Origin of the sequence: Pseudomonas sp. FP2309 (assembly GCF_030687575.1) — a bacterium.
Taxonomy (GTDB): domain Bacteria; phylum Pseudomonadota; class Gammaproteobacteria; order Pseudomonadales; family Pseudomonadaceae; genus Aquipseudomonas.
The window spans coordinates 890,372-908,532 of record NZ_CP117439.1; the positions used below are offsets into that span (position 1 = coordinate 890,372).

At 63.4% G+C, this 18,161-nt stretch carries 12 protein-coding genes; 8 read left to right on the forward strand and 4 right to left on the reverse strand.

Going from position 1 to position 18,161, the window contains the following annotated elements; genetic code table 11:
- The first annotated feature begins 1,123 nt into the window (after positions 1-1,123).
- Positions 1,124-1,828 (forward strand): methyl-accepting chemotaxis protein, encoded by a 705-nt coding sequence (locus PSH59_RS26225; protein WP_370694412.1) that lies wholly within the window; start codon positions 1,124-1,126, stop codon positions 1,826-1,828.
- A 118-nt stretch (positions 1,829-1,946) separates the two neighbouring features.
- Positions 1,947-2,378 carry a hypothetical protein gene (locus PSH59_RS03975; RefSeq protein WP_305394356.1) on the forward strand — a complete coding sequence of 144 codons (432 nt, stop codon included), beginning with the start codon at positions 1,947-1,949 and terminating at the stop codon, positions 2,376-2,378.
- Here the strand turns inward: PSH59_RS03975 and PSH59_RS03980 are convergent.
- Positions 2,325-3,101, reverse strand: coding sequence for a TatD family hydrolase (locus tag PSH59_RS03980; RefSeq protein WP_305394357.1), 777 nt, complete (start codon positions 3,099-3,101; stop codon positions 2,325-2,327). The two genes, PSH59_RS03975 and PSH59_RS03980, sit on opposite strands and share 54 nt — an antisense overlap.
- Positions 3,102-3,104: 3 nt before the next feature.
- Positions 3,105-4,100, reverse strand: coding sequence for a catabolite repressor/activator (gene cra / locus PSH59_RS03985; protein WP_248075179.1), 996 nt, complete (start codon positions 4,098-4,100; stop codon positions 3,105-3,107).
- Between the two features lie 293 nt (positions 4,101-4,393).
- On the opposite strand from cra, the gene ptsP reads away from it, so the two are divergent.
- The 4 genes from ptsP to PSH59_RS04005 are packed head-to-tail and all read left to right on the forward strand — an operon-like array spanning position 4,394 to position 11,485.
- On the forward strand, positions 4,394-7,252 hold the full coding sequence (gene ptsP, locus PSH59_RS03990; RefSeq protein ID WP_305394358.1) for a phosphoenolpyruvate--protein phosphotransferase: 2,859 nt from the start codon (positions 4,394-4,396) through the stop codon (positions 7,250-7,252).
- Positions 7,253-8,173: a 1-phosphofructokinase gene (gene pfkB / locus PSH59_RS03995; protein WP_305394359.1), complete on the forward strand. Its 921-nt coding sequence runs from the start codon at positions 7,253-7,255 to the stop codon at positions 8,171-8,173. It begins immediately after the preceding gene.
- Between the two features lie 11 nt (positions 8,174-8,184).
- Positions 8,185-9,900: a PTS fructose-like transporter subunit IIB gene (locus PSH59_RS04000; RefSeq protein WP_248075185.1), complete on the forward strand. Its 1,716-nt coding sequence runs from the start codon at positions 8,185-8,187 to the stop codon at positions 9,898-9,900.
- 43 nt (positions 9,901-9,943) lie between these two features.
- A complete protein-coding gene (locus tag PSH59_RS04005) occupies positions 9,944-11,485 on the forward strand; it encodes an alkaline phosphatase (RefSeq protein WP_248075187.1) in 1,542 nt (513 codons plus the stop codon).
- 74 nt (positions 11,486-11,559) lie between these two features.
- On the opposite strand, the gene PSH59_RS04010 is transcribed toward PSH59_RS04005, so the two are convergent.
- Both PSH59_RS04010 and PSH59_RS04015 read right to left on the reverse strand, forming a co-directional pair.
- Positions 11,560-14,085, reverse strand: coding sequence for a sulfite reductase flavoprotein subunit alpha (locus tag PSH59_RS04010; protein WP_305394360.1), 2,526 nt, complete (start codon positions 14,083-14,085; stop codon positions 11,560-11,562).
- A gap of 132 nt (positions 14,086-14,217) precedes the next feature.
- The gene (locus tag PSH59_RS04015) at positions 14,218-16,503 is read right to left on the reverse strand and encodes a TonB-dependent siderophore receptor (protein WP_305394361.1); all 2,286 of its coding nucleotides are present in this window, start codon (positions 16,501-16,503) and stop codon (positions 14,218-14,220) included.
- Positions 16,504-16,709: 206 nt separating this feature from the next.
- Here PSH59_RS04015 and PSH59_RS04020 point away from each other — a divergent pair, with 206 nt between their 5' ends.
- Both PSH59_RS04020 and PSH59_RS04025 read left to right on the forward strand, forming a co-directional pair.
- Positions 16,710-17,390, forward strand: coding sequence for a Fe2+-dependent dioxygenase (locus tag PSH59_RS04020; protein WP_305394362.1), 681 nt, complete (start codon positions 16,710-16,712; stop codon positions 17,388-17,390).
- Positions 17,391-18,140 (forward strand): tetratricopeptide repeat protein, encoded by a 750-nt coding sequence (locus tag PSH59_RS04025; protein WP_305394363.1) that lies wholly within the window; start codon positions 17,391-17,393, stop codon positions 18,138-18,140.
- Positions 18,141-18,161 lie beyond the last annotated feature (21 nt).

The window sequence follows — 18,161 nt, forward strand, 5'->3', positions numbered from 1 at the left end:
AGACCTGGAAACCCTCAACAATCAGGTGCAGATCAACGCGACCCTCGGTCAATCCGGCAAGGCCGGTGACCTGGAGGGCCAGATCGGCGCCCTGGAAAAAAGCGTGCTCGGTCGCCTGCAGGGGCTGAGCGCCATGGCCACTGACCCAGAGCAGATCGCCGTCTTCGACGGCAAGCGCGACGAATTGATCGCCGCCTTCAAAGCCCAGCAACAGGAAACCTCACTGCTCAGCAAAAGTGCGCTGATCGGCAAGCTGCTCAACAAGGCACAGATGCTCAGCCAGATCATCGCCAGCCAGTCCGGCTTGAGCCGCGACCCCCAAAGCGACCTGCGTCAGCTCAGCGAACTGATCACAGGTGTCACCCCGCAAGTGACCCAGACCCTGGGCGAAGGGCGGGCCATGGGTGCCTATTCTCTGGGCCAGGGCTTTCTCAACTCATCGTCCAGTACACGCTTTGACGAGTTGCTTCAGCAACTGGAAAAGCTCCAGGCCGAATACGGCCTGAAGTTGCAGGACGCGTTGGGCTCCAGCAAAACCGCCCACGACGCGCTCGACAGTCTGGCAAAGGCCAGTAACGCCAGCCTCAAACAAGGCAGCGAGTTGTTCGAAGAACAGGTGGTCATGGCCGAAACCCTCGATGCACCCTGGCAGGATTTCTACAACGCTGTCAGCCAATTGATGGGCCAGACCTATCAGCTGGATGAGGCTACCCTGACGTTTTTAGGACACCAACTGGAACAGCGCCTGGCGCAGAACCGCTTGCACATGGTGCTGTTGGTCTCGGCGTTGACGGCGGTGTTTTTACTGATTTTTTATCTGTATGCCGGCTTCTATGCCTCCACACGCACCACGCTGCGGCATCTGGCGGTGATGATGGACAAGGTGGCGGCGGGCGACATGACCGTCACGTTCGTCGCGCAAAGCCGTGATGAGTTGGGTGACTTGGGGCAGGTGTTCAACGGTACCGTGGGCAAAATCCATGATCTGATCGAGCGCGTCGGACACACGGTCAGCCAGGTCGAATGGCAGGCCGGCCAAGTGCAAACGGTGTCGGCCATGAGTAACCAGGCCGTGTCCGGTCAGCGTATGCAGATCGAACAGGTGGCGACGGCCATGAATCAGATGTCCTCTACCGCCCAGGAAGTCGCGCGCAATGCCGCTGCGGCGGTGAGCAGTGCCCATAGCGTCAACGATGAAACCGTCAGCGGGCGTGGGCTGGTGCAGTCCCAGCAGAGCAGCATCGCGCGGCTGGCCTCGGAGATTGACCTGTCGGTGCAAGTGATCAACCAGTTGGCCACCGACAGCCAGTCCATCAGCAGCGTGTTGGAAGTGATCAAAAGTATTGCCGAACAAACCAACCTGCTGGCGCTCAATGCCGCGATCGAGGCGGCGCGGGCCGGCGAGCAGGGGCGTGGGTTCGCGGTGGTGGCCGACGAGGTGCGCACCCTGGCACGGCGCACACAGCAGTCCACCGAAGAAATCGAACAGATGATCAGCCGCTTGCACACTGGCGTGGGCGCGGCCGTACACGCCATGGGCACCAGCCATGAAATGGCGAGTGGCACCGTGGGGCAGTCGGAAAAAGTCCAACAGGCCCTGGAAAATATCCTCGGCGCCGTTGGCATGATCGTCGATCAGAACCAACAGATCGCCGCCGCCGTGGAGCAACAGACGGCCGTCGCCCACGACATCGACCAAAATATCGTCCAGATCAATCGCGCCGGCGAGCACGCCGCCCAAGGCGCTGATCAGACCGAGGCGGCGAGTCGGCAGCTGTCGATACAAGTGATCGAGTTGAAGCAATTGATCGGGGCGTTCCGTGTGTAAGGCGCAGCAGTAGGATGGATCGTCCGTTGGCGTAGTGCCGATCTGGTTTTTCCCGTGGGTCTTTTTTGCCCGCGCGAATGTGAGAATTTGTTTCTCTCAATCCAAGGGAGGCACGACGATGACCAAGGCCATTGGCATCAAAGGGCATTGCGCCCATTGCGATATCACGTTTGAACTCAAGCCTTGGCAGGTGAATGCCATCGCCATTGAAGAGCCCTTTGATTGTCCTTATTGCCAGCGGGTCCTGGCGCTCACGTGTCCGCGGCAGTTGCGCCATTTCAAGGCCCTGGACCACTGGGCGATGGTGCGCCCGAGCATGGTGGTGCTGACCTGCGTGGTGCTGATCGTGGCGCTGGTGGCGGAGTGGGTGGGGCTGATCAGTATGCTGGGGCAGCTCAATATTTCACTGGTCGTGGTGCTGGTGCATTTTCTGGTGTTGCGCTGCGCCCGTCACCAGCAACGGCTGACCTTGAAGCTGCGCGCGGTCACGCCAGCCTTACCAATTGAACAGCTCGCACGCGTTGCGTGTGCTCGCCTCGGCCAGCAATGACGGGTGGGTGCCCATGTGTTCGGCCAGCGCCGTGCAGATCGCTGGCAGATGCAACGGGCTATTGCGTTGGCCTGCATACATGGCGGGTGCCATATCCGGTGAGTCGGTTTCCAGTACCACCGCGTCCAGCGGCAGTTGCGCCAGCACCTTGTGCATACGCAGTGCCTGGGGCCAGGTGGCGGCGCCGCCCAGGCCGAGTTTGAAGCCCAGCTTGATGTATTCGCGGGCTTCTTCGCGGCTGCCGGCGAAGGCGTGGATGATACCGCCTCGGGGCAGGCGGATGCGCTTGAGAGTGGCGATAACCGCCGCATGACTGCGGCGCACGTGCAGCAGTGCCGGCAGTTGGAAATCCAGCGCCAACTGCAACTGGGCCTCGAACAGGGTTTGCTGGCGCTCACGGTCCAGGTGTTCAAGGAAGTAATCCAGGCCGATCTCACCCACTGCGCACAGTTGCCGGTGGCCACGCAGGCGATTGAGCCAGTCGCCCAGTGCCGTCAGGTCGGCAGGACGGTGCTCTTCGAGGTACACCGGGTGCAGGCCAAAGGCGGCGAACAAACCCTCATCGGCCTGCACCAGGTCCCACACACGCTGCCAATTTTGCTGATACACCCCCAATACCACCATACGTCGCACACCCACTTCGCGACTGCGGGCGAGGACTTCGCGGCGGTCGGTATCGAAGTCCGGAAAGTCCAGGTGGGTGTGGGTGTCGATCAGCTCCACGCCTTACGCCTCGACAATGCGCTGCTTGAAGGTCCGGCCGATGGCGTGCACGCCCGGCTGGTAGTGCTCTTCTTCAATGGCCGCCAGGGCCAGGCGCAGGGCGGTATCGGCGATCAACTGATGTTGCTGCGCCATGGCGTTGACCGGCAGCGGCAGGAAGTCCAGCAGCTGGGTGTCACCAAAGGTGCCCAGGCGCAGTGGGCGCGACTTGAGCGGGAAGTCATGCAGCGCGTCGAACACGCCCTGCAACAGCACGTAGGACGTAGTCACCAGCGCGTCGGGCAAATGCCCCAATTGCTGAAGGAGGTGCTCCATCAGTTGCCGACCGCAGTCGCGACTGAAGGCCTCGCCGTGTTCGACGATCACCTCACCAGTGAACCCCTGCAAGGCTTCACGGAAACCAGCGGCACGTTCCCCGCTGATGCTCAGTTCGGGGCGTGCGCCAATCAGCACGATTTGCTTGGGCAGCGGTTGCAGCAGGCTGCTGGTCAATTGCTGGCAAGCCTGGCGGTCATCGCTGACCACCGAACAGAACTGCCCCGGCTCCATCACCCGGTCGATGGCGATCACCGGCAGACCCTTGGCTTGCAACTCGCAATAACTGTCGTCGCCGGCGGGCAGGCAGCTGGCCACGAACAACGCATCGCAGCGCCGCGCGCGAAACAGTTGCAGCAGTTGGCGCTCGCTGTCCGCCTTGTCGTCGGAGCTGGCGATCAGCAATTGATAGCCGCGCGCGCGCGCGCCCTGTTCCAATAGCTTGGCAATACGTGCGTAACTGGGGTTTTCCAGGTCCGGCAGGATAAAACCCAAGGTGCGCGTGTGCCGACTGCGCAGCCCTGCGGCCTGGGGGTTGGGAGTAAAACCATGGGCCTCGACCACGGCACGCACCCGTTCAACGGTGGCGTTGCTGATGCGCTGCTGTTCGGCCTTGCCATTGATCACATAGCTGGCAGTGGTGACGGATACACCGGCCAGGCGTGCTATATCACTGAGTTTCAAACCGGGATTTCCTTGTTTTTTGGAGCTTGCCCCGACATTTTTTGCAATCGTAACCGATTCCAGCTTACGACCCATGTCCCAGCTCAAGCGCCGAGTGGTTCTTCAATGATGCTCAATTAACGCGTAATCTGCCACAAAGTCTAGATTAAACGTTTCAGCCAGCGTATTTTTACGACGTTCGCCACTGAGTAGTGACTGCCATTGACTGCTCAGTCAGTTATTACTGAACGCCATTACACGGTTTTATTCAAAACAATACCTAGTGCACACCTTGCACTAACTAGGAGAACGGCATGCTTGAGCTCACTGTAGAGCAGATATCCATTGGCCAGGTGGCTGTGGATAAATCTGCTGCCTTGCACCTGCTCGCTGACAAACTGGTGGCCGATGGCCTGGTCGCCGAAGGGTATCTCAGCGGTTTGCAAGCCCGTGAAGCCCAAGGCTCGACCTTTCTCGGCCAAGGTATTGCCATCCCCCACGGCACCCCTGAAACCCGCGACCAAGTGTTCTCGACGGGCGTGCGCCTGTTGCAGTTCCCCGAGGGGGTGGACTGGGGCGACGGTCAGATCGTCTACCTGGCAATCGGCATTGCGGCCCAATCCGACGAACATTTGCGCCTGCTGCAACTGCTCACCCGTGCCCTCGGTGAGACCGACCTGGGTCAGGCCCTGCGCCGTGCCGCGACCGCCGAGGCGCTGTTGAAACTGCTGCAAGGCGCGCCACAGGAGCTGGCACTCGACGCGCAGATGATCAGCCTGGGCGTGTCCGCCGACGACTTCGAGGAATTGGTGTGGCGCGGTGCACGCCTTCTGCGTCAGGCCGACTGTGTGAGCAACGGGTTTGCCGCGGTGTTGCAGCAGGTGGACGCATTGCCCTTGGGCGATGGCCTGTGGTGGTTGCACAGTGAACAGACGGTCAAGCGCCCCGGCCTTGCGTTCGTCACACCGGACAAACCCATGCGTTACCTCGGCCAGCCACTCAATGGCCTGTTCTGCCTGGCCAGCCTGGGCGAAGCGCATCAGGCGTTGTTGGAGCGCCTGTGCGCCCTGTTGATTGAAGGCCGTGGCCAGGAACTGGGCCGCGCCACCAGCAGCCGCGCGGTGCTCGAAGTGCTCGGCGGCGAACTGCCGCCAGACTGGCCGAGCGCGCGTATCACCCTGGCCAACGCCCACGGCCTGCATGCACGGCCGGCGAAGATTCTCGCGCAATTGGCGAAAAGTTTTGACGGCGATATTCGCGTGCGCATCATTGATGGCCCGGCCGGCGCCGTGTCGGTCAAAAGCCTGAGCAAGTTGCTCAGCCTGGGCGCGCGTCGCGGCCAGGTGCTGGAGTTTATCGCCGAGCCAACGATTGCCGGTGATGCACTGCCCGCGCTGCTGGCGTCGGTAGAAGAGGGGTTGGGCGAAGAAGTCGAGCCGCTGCCGACCGCAGCGGCCCAGCCCGAGGTGCTCGATACCGAGCCGGTACTCAGCGCGCCGCCGGCCGGCAGCCAGGTGCAGGCCATCGCCGCCGCGCCGGGCATTGCCATCGGCCCTGCGCACATCCAGGTCCAGCACGTCTTCGACTACCCCCTGCGCGGTGAGTCCTCGGCCACCGAGCGCCAGCGCCTGCAAGCTGCCCTGGCAGATGTGCGCCGGGATATCCAGGGCCTGATCGAGCGCAATCCGGCCAAGGCGATCCGCGAGATTTTCATCACCCACCAGGAAATGCTCGACGACCCGGAACTGACCGACGACGTCGACACCCGCCTCAAGCAAGGCGAAAGCGCCGAAGCGGCGTGGATGAGCGTGATCGAAGCCGCCGCCAAACAGCAGGAGTCGTTGCAGGATGCGTTGCTCGCCGAGCGTGCCGCCGACCTGCGTGATGTCGGTCGTCGTGTGCTGGCGCAACTGTGCGGCGTCGAAAGCGCCCAGGAGCCCAGCGAGCCTTACATCCTGGTGATGGACGAAGTCGGTCCGTCCGACGTCGCCCGCCTCGACCCGGCGCGTGTCGCCGGCATCCTCACCGCCCGTGGCGGCGCCACCGCACACAGCGCCATTGTTGCGCGTGCCCTGGGTATCCCTGCGCTGGTGGGTGCCGGTTCGGCAGTATTGCTGCTGGCCTCGGGTACACCCTTGCTGCTCGATGGCCAGCGCGGCCGCCTGCATGTGGACCCCGATGCCGCGACCCTGCAACGCGCCACCGTCGAGCGCGACACCCGCGAACAACGCCTGCAGGCCGCGTCCGCGCAACGCCACGAACCGGCCCTGACCCGTGACGGTCACGCCGTGGAAGTGTTCGCCAACATCGGCGAAAGCGCCGGTGTGGCCGGTGCGGTGGAGCAGGGCGCCGAAGGCATCGGCTTGCTGCGTACCGAACTGATTTTCATGGCCCACCCCCAGGCCCCGGACGAAGCCACCCAGGAAGCCGAATACCGCCGCGTCCTCGACGGCCTCGGCGGGCGTCCGCTGGTGGTGCGGACCCTCGACGTGGGCGGCGATAAACCCTTGCCGTACTGGCCGATTGCCGAGGAAGAAAACCCCTTCCTCGGCGTGCGCGGCATTCGCCTGACCTTGCAACGCCCGCAGATCATGGAAGCCCAACTGCGCGCGCTGCTGCGTTCGGCGGACAACCGCCCGCTGCGCATCATGTTCCCCATGGTCGGCAGCGTGGAGGAGTGGCGCGCGGCCCGGGACATGACCGAGCGCCTGCGCCTGGAAATTCCGGTGGCTGACCTGCAACTGGGGATCATGATCGAAGTGCCTTCGGCCGCGCTGCTGGCGCCGGTGCTGGCCAGGGAAGTCGACTTCTTCAGCGTCGGTACCAACGACCTGACCCAGTACACCCTGGCCATCGACCGTGGTCACCCGACCCTGTCGGCCCAGGCCGACGGCCTGCACCCGGCGGTATTGCAACTGATCGACATCACCGTGCGCGCGGCCCATGCCCATGGCAAATGGGTTGGTGTGTGCGGCGAGCTGGCGGCGGACCCGTTGGCGGTGCCGGTGCTGGTCGGCCTGGGTGTGGATGAGTTGAGCGTGTCGGCCCGCAGCATTCCTGAAGTGAAGGCGCGGGTGCGTGAATTCAGTCTGAGCCAGGCCCAGGGCCTGGCGCAAAAAGCACTGGCGGTGGGTTCCCCCGCCGAAGTGCGTGCCCTTGTGGAGGCCTTGTAAATGGCAAGGATTCTGACCCTGACGCTGAACCCGGCGTTGGACCTCACGGTACGTCTGGCGCACCTGCAACTGGGTGAAGTCAACCGTAGCGAAACCTTGCTGACCCATGCCGCGGGCAAAGGCGTGAACGTGGCGCAGGTCTTGGCGGACCTGGGCCATCAGGTGAGCGTGGGTGGTTTTCTGGGTGAGGCGAACCCCGAAGCGTTCGACGCGCTCATCGCCAGTCGCGGGTTTGGCGACGCGTTTATTCGTGTCCCCGGTGAAACCCGCAGCAATATCAAGATCGCCGAGCAGGACGGGCGCATCACCGACATCAATGCGCCGGGGCCGCTGGTGAGTGAGGCGGCGCAGGCACAGTTGCTCGAATCGCTCGCTGGCATCGCTGCCGAGTTCGATGCAGTGGTGGTGGCCGGCAGCCTGCCGCGCGGCGTCAGCCCGCAATGGTTCCAGGCACTGCTGCAGACCCTGAAAAGCCTTGGCCTGAAGGTCGCTCTGGACACCAGCGGCGAAGCGCTGCGCGCCGGGTTGAAGGCGGGCCCATGGATGGTCAAACCCAACACTGAAGAACTGGCCGAAGCGCTGCATAACGCCACCGACGCCATCAGCCAACTGCATCAACAGGGCGTGGAACATGTGGTGGTCTCCGACGGGGCGGCCGGCGTGAGCTGGTACAGCCCAGGTGCAACCCTGCATGCCACGCCGCCAAAGGTGACGGTGGCCAGCACTGTCGGCGCCGGTGACTCGTTGCTGGCCGGCATGCTCCACGGCCTGCTCAGCGGCGAAGCACCCGAACAGACCCTGCGCCGCGCGACTGCGATTGCGGCGATGGCGGTCACGCAGATCGGTTTTGGTATCAGCGATGACGCGCAGTTGGCGCGTCTCGAAAGCGGCGTCGCTGTGCGCACGCTGACCGAACAATAAGAGGGATTGTGATGAAGTTAGCCATTGTTACTGCCTGCCCCAACGGCATGGTCACCAGTGTGCTGTGCGCCCGCTTGTTGGACGCCGCCGCGCAACGCCAGGGCTGGAGCACCAGCGTCGAAGTGGTGGACGTGCAGCATCCCGAGCGTGCGTTGTCCCAAGCGACCCTCGAGGCCGCCGAGTGGGTATTGCTGGTGAGCAGCACCCCGGTGGACATGCAGCGTTTTGTCGGCAAACGCGTGTTCCAGAGCACCCCGGCCGTGGCGCTGGCGGATGTCGAAGCGATCTTGCGCCGGGGCGCCGAAGAGGCCCAGGTGTATGTGGCCAGCCAAGCCCCGCTGGCGACAAAAAATGCCCCGCGTATCGTGGCGATCACGGCCTGCCCGACCGGCGTCGCCCACACGTTCATGGCGGCCGAAGCCTTGCAACAAACCGCCAAGCGCCTGGGTTACGACTTGCAGGTCGAGACCCAAGGCTCGGTAGGCGCCCGTACACCATTGAGTCCCGAGGCCATTGCCAACGCGGATGTGGTGTTGCTGGCCGCCGATATCGAAGTGGCCACTGAGCGCTTCGCCGGCAAGAAGATTTACCGCTGCGGTACTGGCGTTGCGCTCAAGCAGTCCGAGGCGACCCTCAACAAAGCCCTGGCCGAAGGGGCGGTGGAAAGCGCCGCCAGCGGTGCCGTGGCCAAGCCAGAAAAAACCGGTGTGTACAAACACCTGCTCACCGGGGTGTCGTTCATGCTGCCGATGGTGGTGGCGGGCGGGCTGTTGATCGCCTTGTCGTTTGCGTTCGGTATTCATGCATTTGAACAGCAAGGCACGTTGGCGGCCGCGTTGAAATCTGTCGGCAACAGCGCCTTTACGTTGATGGTGCCGCTGCTGGCGGGTTATATCGCGTACTCGATTGCCGACCGCCCCGGCATCGCGCCGGGCATGATCGGCGGCCTGTTGGCCGGCACCTTGGGCGCGGGGTTCATCGGCGGTATCTTTGCCGGTTTCCTGGCTGGCTACGCCGTCAAGTTGATCACCCGCGCGGTGCGTTTGCCGCAAAGCATGGAGGCGCTTAAGCCGATCCTGATCATCCCGTTGCTGGCGAGCCTGTTCACCGGCCTGGCGATGATCTACCTGGTCGGCCCGCCTGTGGCGCGCATGCTCACCGGGCTGACCGACTTTCTCAGCACCATGGGCACCACCAACGCGGTGCTGCTGGGCATCCTGCTGGGCGGCATGATGTGTGTGGACCTGGGCGGGCCGATCAACAAGGCGGCCTATGCGTTTTCGGTGGGGTTGCTGGCAGCCTCCAGCGGCGCGCCGATGGCTGCGACCATGGCCGCCGGCATGGTGCCGCCGATCGGCATGGGCATCGCCACGTTCCTGGCGCGGCGTAAGTTTGCCCAGACCGAGCGCGAAGCCGGCAAGGCCGCGATGATTCTCGGGCTGTGCTTTATTTCCGAAGGCGCGATCCCGTTCGCCGCCAAAGACCCGTTGCGCGTGATCCCGGCCTGCATCGCCGGTGGCGCGTTGACCGGCGCCTTGTCGATGTACTTCGGCTGCGTCCTGGCGGCGCCCCATGGCGGCCTGTTTGTGTTGGTGATTCCGAATGCGATCAACCATGCGCTGTTGTATTTGCTGGCGATTGTGGCCGGCAGTCTGGTGACCGGTTTGGTCTATGCGCTGATCAAGCGGCCGGAGGCTGTGGACCTGGCTGTCGCACCGGTGTCATAAGCGCATGCTGTAGTGCCCTTTTGATGCTTGAGAGGGCACCTGCATGAGCCACTTCGATCCTGGCCGTCGCCGTGTGATGCAAGTCGTCGGCGCCGGCCTGTTACTGCCGGGCCTGGCCCCGGCGGTGATCGCGTCGGTCAAGGACCGGCCGCAACTCACCGATGGCGTGCAATCGGGCGACCTGCTGGGCGACCGCGCCATGGTCTGGAGCCGCAGCGACCGCCCCGCGCGGATGGTGGTGGAGTGGGACACGCGTAGCGTGTTCAGCAACCCACGTCGATTCGTCTCGCCGTTGGCCGACGCCCGCAGCGACTTCACCGCCCGCGTCGAGCTCAGCGGCCTGCCCGCCGACCAGGCGATCTTTTACCGCGTGCATTTCGAAGACGCCCAGACCGGCATCGCCAGCGAACCCTGGTTCGGGCACTTGCGCAGTGTGCCGCAGCAACGCCGCGACATTCGTTTTGTGTGGAGCGGCGACACCGTCGGCCAAGGTTTTGGCATCAACCCGGACATCGGTGGCATGCGCATCTATGAAGCCATGCGCCTGCGCCTGCCGGACTTCTTTATCCATAGCGGCGACACCATCTACGCCGACGGCCCGGTACCGGCGCAGCTTGCCACCGAAGGCGGGCGCATCTGGCGCAATATCACCACCGAGGCCAAGAGCAAGGTCGCGGAAACCCTCGATGAGTATCGCGGCAATTACCGCTACAACCTGCTGGATGAAAACGTGCGTCGCTTCAATGCCCAAGTGCCGCAGATCTGGCAGTGGGACGACCATGAAGTGGTGAATAACTGGTCGCCGAGCAAGCAGCTCGATGAGCGTTACCAGACCCAAGACATCAATGCCTTGGTCGGCCGCGCACGCCAGGCCTGGCTCGAATATGCACCGATGCGCTTGCAGCGAGCCGACGGCGGCGGGCGGATTTATCGCAAGCTCAGTTACGGCCCGTTGCTGGACGTATTCGTGCTCGACATGCGCAGCTATCGCGGCGGCAATGACGACAATCTGGGCGGCGCCAAACCCTTCCTGGGGCGTGAGCAACTGGACTGGCTCAAGCGCGAACTCGCGGGCTCGAAAGCGCAATGGAAGGTCATCGCTGCCGACATGCCCATCGGCCTGGGCGTGCCCGACGGCGAGGTGAGCCCCGGTGTGGCGCGTTGGGAGGCCATTGCCAACAACGACCCCGGCGCGCCGCAAGGTCGCGAGTTGGAAATGGCCGAGCTGCTGAGCTTTTTAAGGGCGCAACAGGTGCGCAACCACGTGTGGCTGACGGCGGATGTGCACTACTGCGCCGCGCATCACTACCACCCTGACCGTGCAGCCTTCCAGGATTTCGAACCGTTCTGGGAATTCGTCGCCGGGCCGCTGAATGCGGGAAGCTTCGGGCCCAATGCGCTGGACAAAACCTTTGGCCCTGAAGTGGTGTTCGAGAAGGCACCGCCGGCGCAGAACACCTCGCCGTTTGCCGGGTTTCAGTTTTTTGGTGAGGTGAACATTGATGGGCAGACGGCGGAGTTGAGCGTGATCTTGCGCGACCTGGATGGGGTCTCCGTGTTCGAGCAAAAACTACAGCCGGTCTGATTTGGCAGGGGGCTGTGGGAGCAGGTCCGCTCCCACAGCTGGATCGATGCTTGCTTTGACGGTTGCTCGGCGAGTCAGTACACATCCCGGCGATACCGGCCTTGCTCAATCAAACGCTCCACCGTCTCAGTGCCCAGCACTTCATGCAGCACCTGATCCACACCGGCCGCCATCCCTTGCAGGCTCCCGCACACATAAATCGCCGCGCCATCGGCCAGCCATTTACGCAGGACGTTGGCCGATTCGCGCAGACGATCCTGTACGTAGATTTTCTCTTCCTGGTCCCGCGAGAACGCCAGGTCCAGCAAGGCCAGATCACCGCTGGCCAGCCAGCCTTGCAGTTCGTCCTGGCACAGGTAGTCGTGGGCGATGTTGCGTTCGCCGAACAGCAGCCAGTTACGCTGCTGGCCGTCGGCAATGCGTGCCTTGAGCAAGCTGCGCAGCCCGGCGAGGCCGGTGCCGTTACCCAGCAGAATCAACGGCACCGGCGCGTCCGGCAGATGAAAACCACTGTTGCGGCGCAGGCGCAGGCTGATGCCCGAGCCGATGGCCGCGTATTCGGTGAGCCAGCCCGAACCCAGGCCCAGGCTGCCGTCGGGGTGGCGCTCCTGGCGCACGATCAGTTCCAGCGCGCCGTCGCTGGCGATCGAGGCGATGGAGTATTCGCGCATGCCGAGGGGCACCAGTGCATCCACCAGTGCCTGGGCATGCAGGCCGACCATGTGGCTGCGGTTGTCGGGTAGCTGGCGGCCGGCCAGGGCCCTGTTGAGCGGCTGGGCCAGGCCGTCGACCAGCACGCCTTCACTGCCCATCAGGCCCATGCCGTCGAGGAAGTGCTCGATGGCCTGGGGAGCATTGCGTGGCAGCACTTCGACCAGATCGCCGGCCTGCCAGGTGTGCGGCGCGGGCGCGGTCAGGCCGAGCAGGTAGACGCCAGAGCCGCTGCTGCCGGGGTTGAGCAGGCTGCGCCGGCTGAGCATCCAGTGCTCGTACTGCGCCGTGGGCCAGGCCGCGGTGGGCGCGTGGCCGGTCAGTTGGCCCAGCTGTTGCTGCCAGTGCTGCAGGGCGACGCTGTCGCCGCTGTCCACTTCCACCGGGGCGAACAACGGTGTGCCGCCTTGGTTGGTCAGCCAGAAATGCAAGCGCCGGGCAAAGCCGCAGAAGTGTGGGTACTGACGGTCACCCAGGGCCAGCACCGCGTAGTTCATGCCTTTGAGGGACAGCTCCTGCGCCAGCACGCTGCGCTCGAAACCTCGGGCGCTGTCGGGGGCCTCGCCGTCGCCGAACGTGCTCACCACAAACAGCGCGTGCTGCGACTGGCGCAGTTCGTCCTGCGTGACGTTGGCCAGCGACTGCACCTTCACCGCCAGCCCGGCCGCCTGCAATTGCCCGGCGGTTTGCCAGGCCAGTTGTTCGGCAAAACCGCTCTGGCTGGCAAAGCCGATCAGCCAGGCCGAGGCATCGTTATGGTTGGCCGCGAGGCCGTTGCGGGCGTCGCGCACCTGGCGTTTTTTGCGGCGACGGTCCAGGTACAACAGCCAGCCGGTGATAAAGAACAGCGGCATCAGCACGGAGCTGATGGTGAGGATAATCCGCCCGATCAGGCCGAAATAGCTGCCGGTGTGCAGTGCGTAGAGGCTGGTCAGCACCTGCGCCTTGAAGCTTTTGCTGGCGTACTGCTCGTGGGATTTGACCTCACCGGTGGCCGGGTCCAGGTTGATCTGGTTCAGCGCGCGGTCATGGGGCGAGTTTTTCAGCAGGTAATAGACGGTGGCGGGCTGCCCGGCAACCGCCGGCATGCGGATGTTGTAGGCGCTCAAGCCAGGGCCAGCGTTGCTGTAGATGCTGCTCCAGATCGCGTCATAGTTGGCCACCGGGGCCGGGCCTGCGGGCGGCGGGCCGCGCTTGCGCATGCGCTCGTTTTGCGGCGCATCGGACAGCAGTTTGGTCAGGCCCCGGCTGTACCAATCGTAGGACCAGGACAGGCCGGTCAGCGCTGCCAGCAGGTACGCCAGCAGGCACCAAGTGCCGAACACCGAGTGTAAATCCCAGTTGAAACTGCGGCCCTTTTTGCGCCAGTCCAGGGTCAGCCACACGCGCCAATTCGCCACTTGGCGCGGCCAGCGCAGATACAAGCCGGACAGGCAGAAGAACACCAGGATCAGCGTGCAGGCGCCGGTGATCTGCCGGCCGGTTTCGCCCATGGCGAGGAAGCGGTGCAGTTGCAGGACAAAGCCGAAGAAATCCTGACCCACGGCGTCGCCCATATAGCGGCCGGTGTACGGGTCGAAGTAGCGCATCTGGCCACGGCGCTCACCCGGCGGCGGGGTGAAGAACACGCGCGCGGCGTTGCCGCTTTCGCTCTCCACCCACAGCATGGACACGGTCTTGCCTTCGGTGGCTTCGAGGGTGCGCACCAGTTCGGCGGGGGGCAGCACGCCGGCGTCGCGTTTTTCGACGCTCAGGACGCTGGGGTTGAGCGCGCGCAGTATTTCATCCTGAAACGAGACCGCAGCCCCGGTGATCCCCATCAAGGCCAGCACCAGCCCGGCAGTGATGCCGAAGAACCAGTGCAACTGGAACAGGGTTTTCTTGAACACGTCTGACCGCCTCGTCTATCCGGGTATGTAGGGCACGGCGCGCATTATGCCGTGGCTTGTCGAGAAACCTTCTTTTTTACACGCAAAAGCCCCACGCATCCGATGCGTGGGGCTTTTGGCTGCGGCTGTTGGTCAGTAGTGGAAGCTGGTAGTCAACAGCGCTGTGCGGCCTGCCGCCTGGTTGGCGAAGTGCGAAGCGTAGGCCTTGTCGTAGTAGACCTTGTCGGTCAGGTTCTGCACGTTCAATTGCAGGTCGATGTTTTTGCTGAGCTTGTAGCTGGCCATGGCGTCGTAGCGTGTGTAAGACGGTACATACACGGTGTTACCGGCATCGCCGTAAACGTCGTCGACATAGAACGCGCCGCCACCCACGGTCAGCTTGGGGGTGATCGCGTAGGTGGTCCACAGGCTGAAAGTGTTCTTCGGCGTGTTGGGCATTTGATTGCCCTCGTTGGAGCCGGCGCTGATTACCCCGTTGCGGCCGTTACGGCCAGCCTTGACCAGTTCACTGTCCAGGTAGCTGTAACCGGCGAAGACTTGCCACTGATCGGTGATTTTGCCGCTGGCCGACAACTCCAGGCCGTCGACCTGGGATTCACCGGCGTTCTGGTAGGTGAGGGCGTCGACCAGGATGCGCGTGTTTTTCTTCTCGGTGCGGAACACCGCGGCGGTCAGCGAGAGGCGATCGTGGAACAGGTCCCACTTGGTGCCCAGTTCGTAGTTAACCGTTTCTTCCGGTTGCAGGTCGCTGGACGCCGCGCCGGCTGACAGTGGGTTGCCGTCGGCGCCTTCGCCTACCAGACCACCGGCCGGGGTGGCTGAGGTGGCGTAGGAGGCGTAGAGGCTGCCGTTTTCCATTGGTTTCCAGACGAGGCCGGCCTGCCAGTTGAAGAATTGGCTGTCTTCCTTGAGCTTGGTGCGCCCGGCGGTGGCGTTGGTGTTGGCGACGGTGTCGAAGGTGTCGTAGCGCAGGCCGACGTTCAGCAGCCATTTCGGGTCGAGTTCGATGGTGTCGAACACGTAGGCCGCGCGGCTGGTGGCCTTGGTGTTGGTGCCGTTGTAGTTGCGCGCGACGCTGCCGGTCCAGGCGTCATCCGGGTTCGGGTTGCTCAGCGAGGTGCACTGGCCGCCCAGGCTGCCCTTGGCCACGGTGCAGATCGGGTTGGTGTTCGGGCTGACGGTGTAGCTGCTCACGCGGGTTTCTTCACCGGTAAATTCCAGGCCTGTGGAGTAACTGTGCTTGAAACCCAGCGCCTGGAAACTGCCGAACAGATCCGTCTGGTTGGTGGTGGTCGTGGTGGTGGAGACGCGAGTGTTGGCGCGACGCCAGACGGTGCCAAAACGGTTGACGTTACGCTGACTGTCATCAGGCTGGGTCAGGACGTAGTCCTGCCCGGTGCTGCCATGACGCAGGGTGTTCTTCAGGGTCATGCTGTCGTTCAGGTCATGCTCGATCGAGAAGGTGCTGATGTCGGCGCGGGTCTTGCGGAAGTCACGGTCCTTGAGGCCGTAGAAGTTATTGCTGTCGCCGCCGTCGGTGGGTTTGTCATGCACATGGGCGGTGGCGGTCGATGAGCCGTAGCCATACGGGATCCCCGAGTCCGGCAGGTCGTTGCTTTCCAGGTGGTAGTAGCTGAGGTTGACGCGGGTCGGGGTGCCCAGGCCAAAGGTCAACGACGGAGCCACACCCCAACGGTCGTAATTCACCGCATCGCGGCCGGCGACGTTTTGCTCGTGGCTCATCAGGTTGAGGCGGAACGCGGCGCTGTCGTCGAGGAACTGGCGGTTCACATCGAGCACGTAGCGGCGGGTCTGGTCGGAACCGTAGGTGAAGCCGCCGTTGGTGAAATCCCGCGCCTGTGGGGTCTTGCTCACCAGGTTGAGGCTGCCGCCGGCCGAACCGCGACCGCCAAACGAGGAGTTCGGGCCTTTGCTGACTTCGATCGACTCAATGTCGAAAATCTCACGGCTCTGGCCGCCGGTGTCGCGCACGCCGTCCAGGTAAGTGTCGCCTTGGGCGTCAAAGCCACGGATGAACGGGCGATCGCCCTGGGGGTTGCCGCCTTCGCCGGCGCCGAAGGTGATGCCCGGTACTGTGCGCAAGGCGTCCTGCAGCGAGGTGGCGGCGGTGTCCTTGAGCACTTGTTGCGGCACGACGGTGACCGAGCGCGGTGTGTCCACCAGTGGCGCGGTGTATTTCTGTGATGAGGCTTTTTCGACCTGGTAGGCCGTGGTGTCCTGCTCTTCCCCAGTGATGCTGGTCGCACCCAGGGAGATGCTGTCACGCTGGCCTTTTTGTTCAGTGTCTTCGGCCGCTTGCGCCATATGGGCCGCAGAGCTGGCACCGAGGGCGACGCCGATGGCCGAGGCCAGTAAACGTGGTGAACCGGCAGTTGTTTTGAGCGTGGTGCGCGACATGACGTGTCCTTTCCCCAAGGATGTGAGGCCGCGGAATATAGGGTGAACAAGTATTCATATCAATTGCGATACATTGCTAATTGCACTGAATTTACATTCTTTACACTTTTTGCTTACGGATTTTACGATCTCGTTCGTCTCCGGCGTTTTACAGGGGGGATAAGAATCAATACCATTGGCGCCCCTTTGCTGACAGGTATTGCCCCATGTTGCTGCACATTCCCGGCCTGTTCTCTCGCGAGGAAGTGCAGCGCATCCGCCAGGCGCTGGAAGGTGCCGATTGGGCCGACGGCAAAATCACCGCCGGGCACCAGTCCGCCAAAGCCAAGCACAACCTGCAATTGCCCGAAGGCCACCCGTTGGCCAAGGAAATCGGCGCGGCGATGCTTGAGCGTTTGTGGCAAAACCCGCTGTTCATGTCGGCGGCATTACCGCACAAAGTCTTTCCGCCGCTGCTCAACTGCTACACCGCGGGCGGCAGTTTTGATTTTCATATCGACAATGCCGTGCGCCAGCCCAAAGGCAGTCACGAGCGAGTGCGCACTGATCTGTCTTCCACGCTGTTCTTCAGCGATCCCCACGAATATGACGGCGGCGAACTGGAGATCCAGGACACCTTCGGCCTGCAGCGGGTCAAACTGCCCGCAGGCGACATGGTGTTGTACCCCGGTTCCAGCCTGCACAAAGTCAACGCCGTGACCCGTGGCGCGCGCTACGCCTCGTTCTTCTGGACCCAAAGCCTGGTGCGCGAAGACAGCCAGCGCACCTTGTTGTTCGAGATGGATGGTGCCATCCGCCAACTGACGGCGGACGTACCCGACCACCCGGCCCTGATCCAACTCACCGGCACCTACCACAACCTGCTGCGTCGCTGGGTCGAGGTCTGAATGAGCTTCTTGTTGCGTCGCCAGGAAGTGCTGAACGTCGAGCAACTGCAAGCCATGCTCGACGACTCGCCGGTACGCGCCGCCCAGGCGATCCTGCTGGCAGCCAAGGAAGGTGTGGTGGATGCCCAGGCGCTGCTTGGGCAAATCCTGCTCGATGGACGTGGCATCGCCCGCGACGAAGCCTTGGCGTTGCGCTGGTTTCACATCGCCGCCAACGGTGGTCAACTCATGGCGCGAAATATGGCCGGGCGTTGTCTGGAACATGGCTGGGGTTGCCCGCCGGATGCGGCGGCGGCTGCGCGGCACTATCGACTGGCCGCGGAGGCGGGGCTGGATTGGGCGCAGTACAACTATGCGAACTTACTGGCGACCGGTCGCGGTGTCGCCGAAGATCAGCCGCAAGCCCTGAGCTTGTATCGCCGGGCGGCGGAGCAGGGCCATGCCAAGTCGATGAATCTGCTGGGGCGTTATCTGGAAGAGGGCCAATGGTGCCCGAGGGATCCGGAGGCGGCCGAGCACTGGTATCGCCGCTCCGCCGAGGGCGGGGATTTTCGTGGGCAGTTCAGTTATGCGGCGGTGTTGGCGGACAGCGGCCAGACCGAGGCGGCGCTGGCGTGGCTGCGTCAGGCGCTCGTTCGCGGCAATGTGAAGTTCTTGCGGGTGGCGCAACAGACGCTCGCCTCGGCCAACGATCCGCAGATTCGGGCGATGGCCGAGGCGTATCAAGCGCGCGCTGCCAGCCTTTGCTGAGGCATAAAAAAACCCATGACA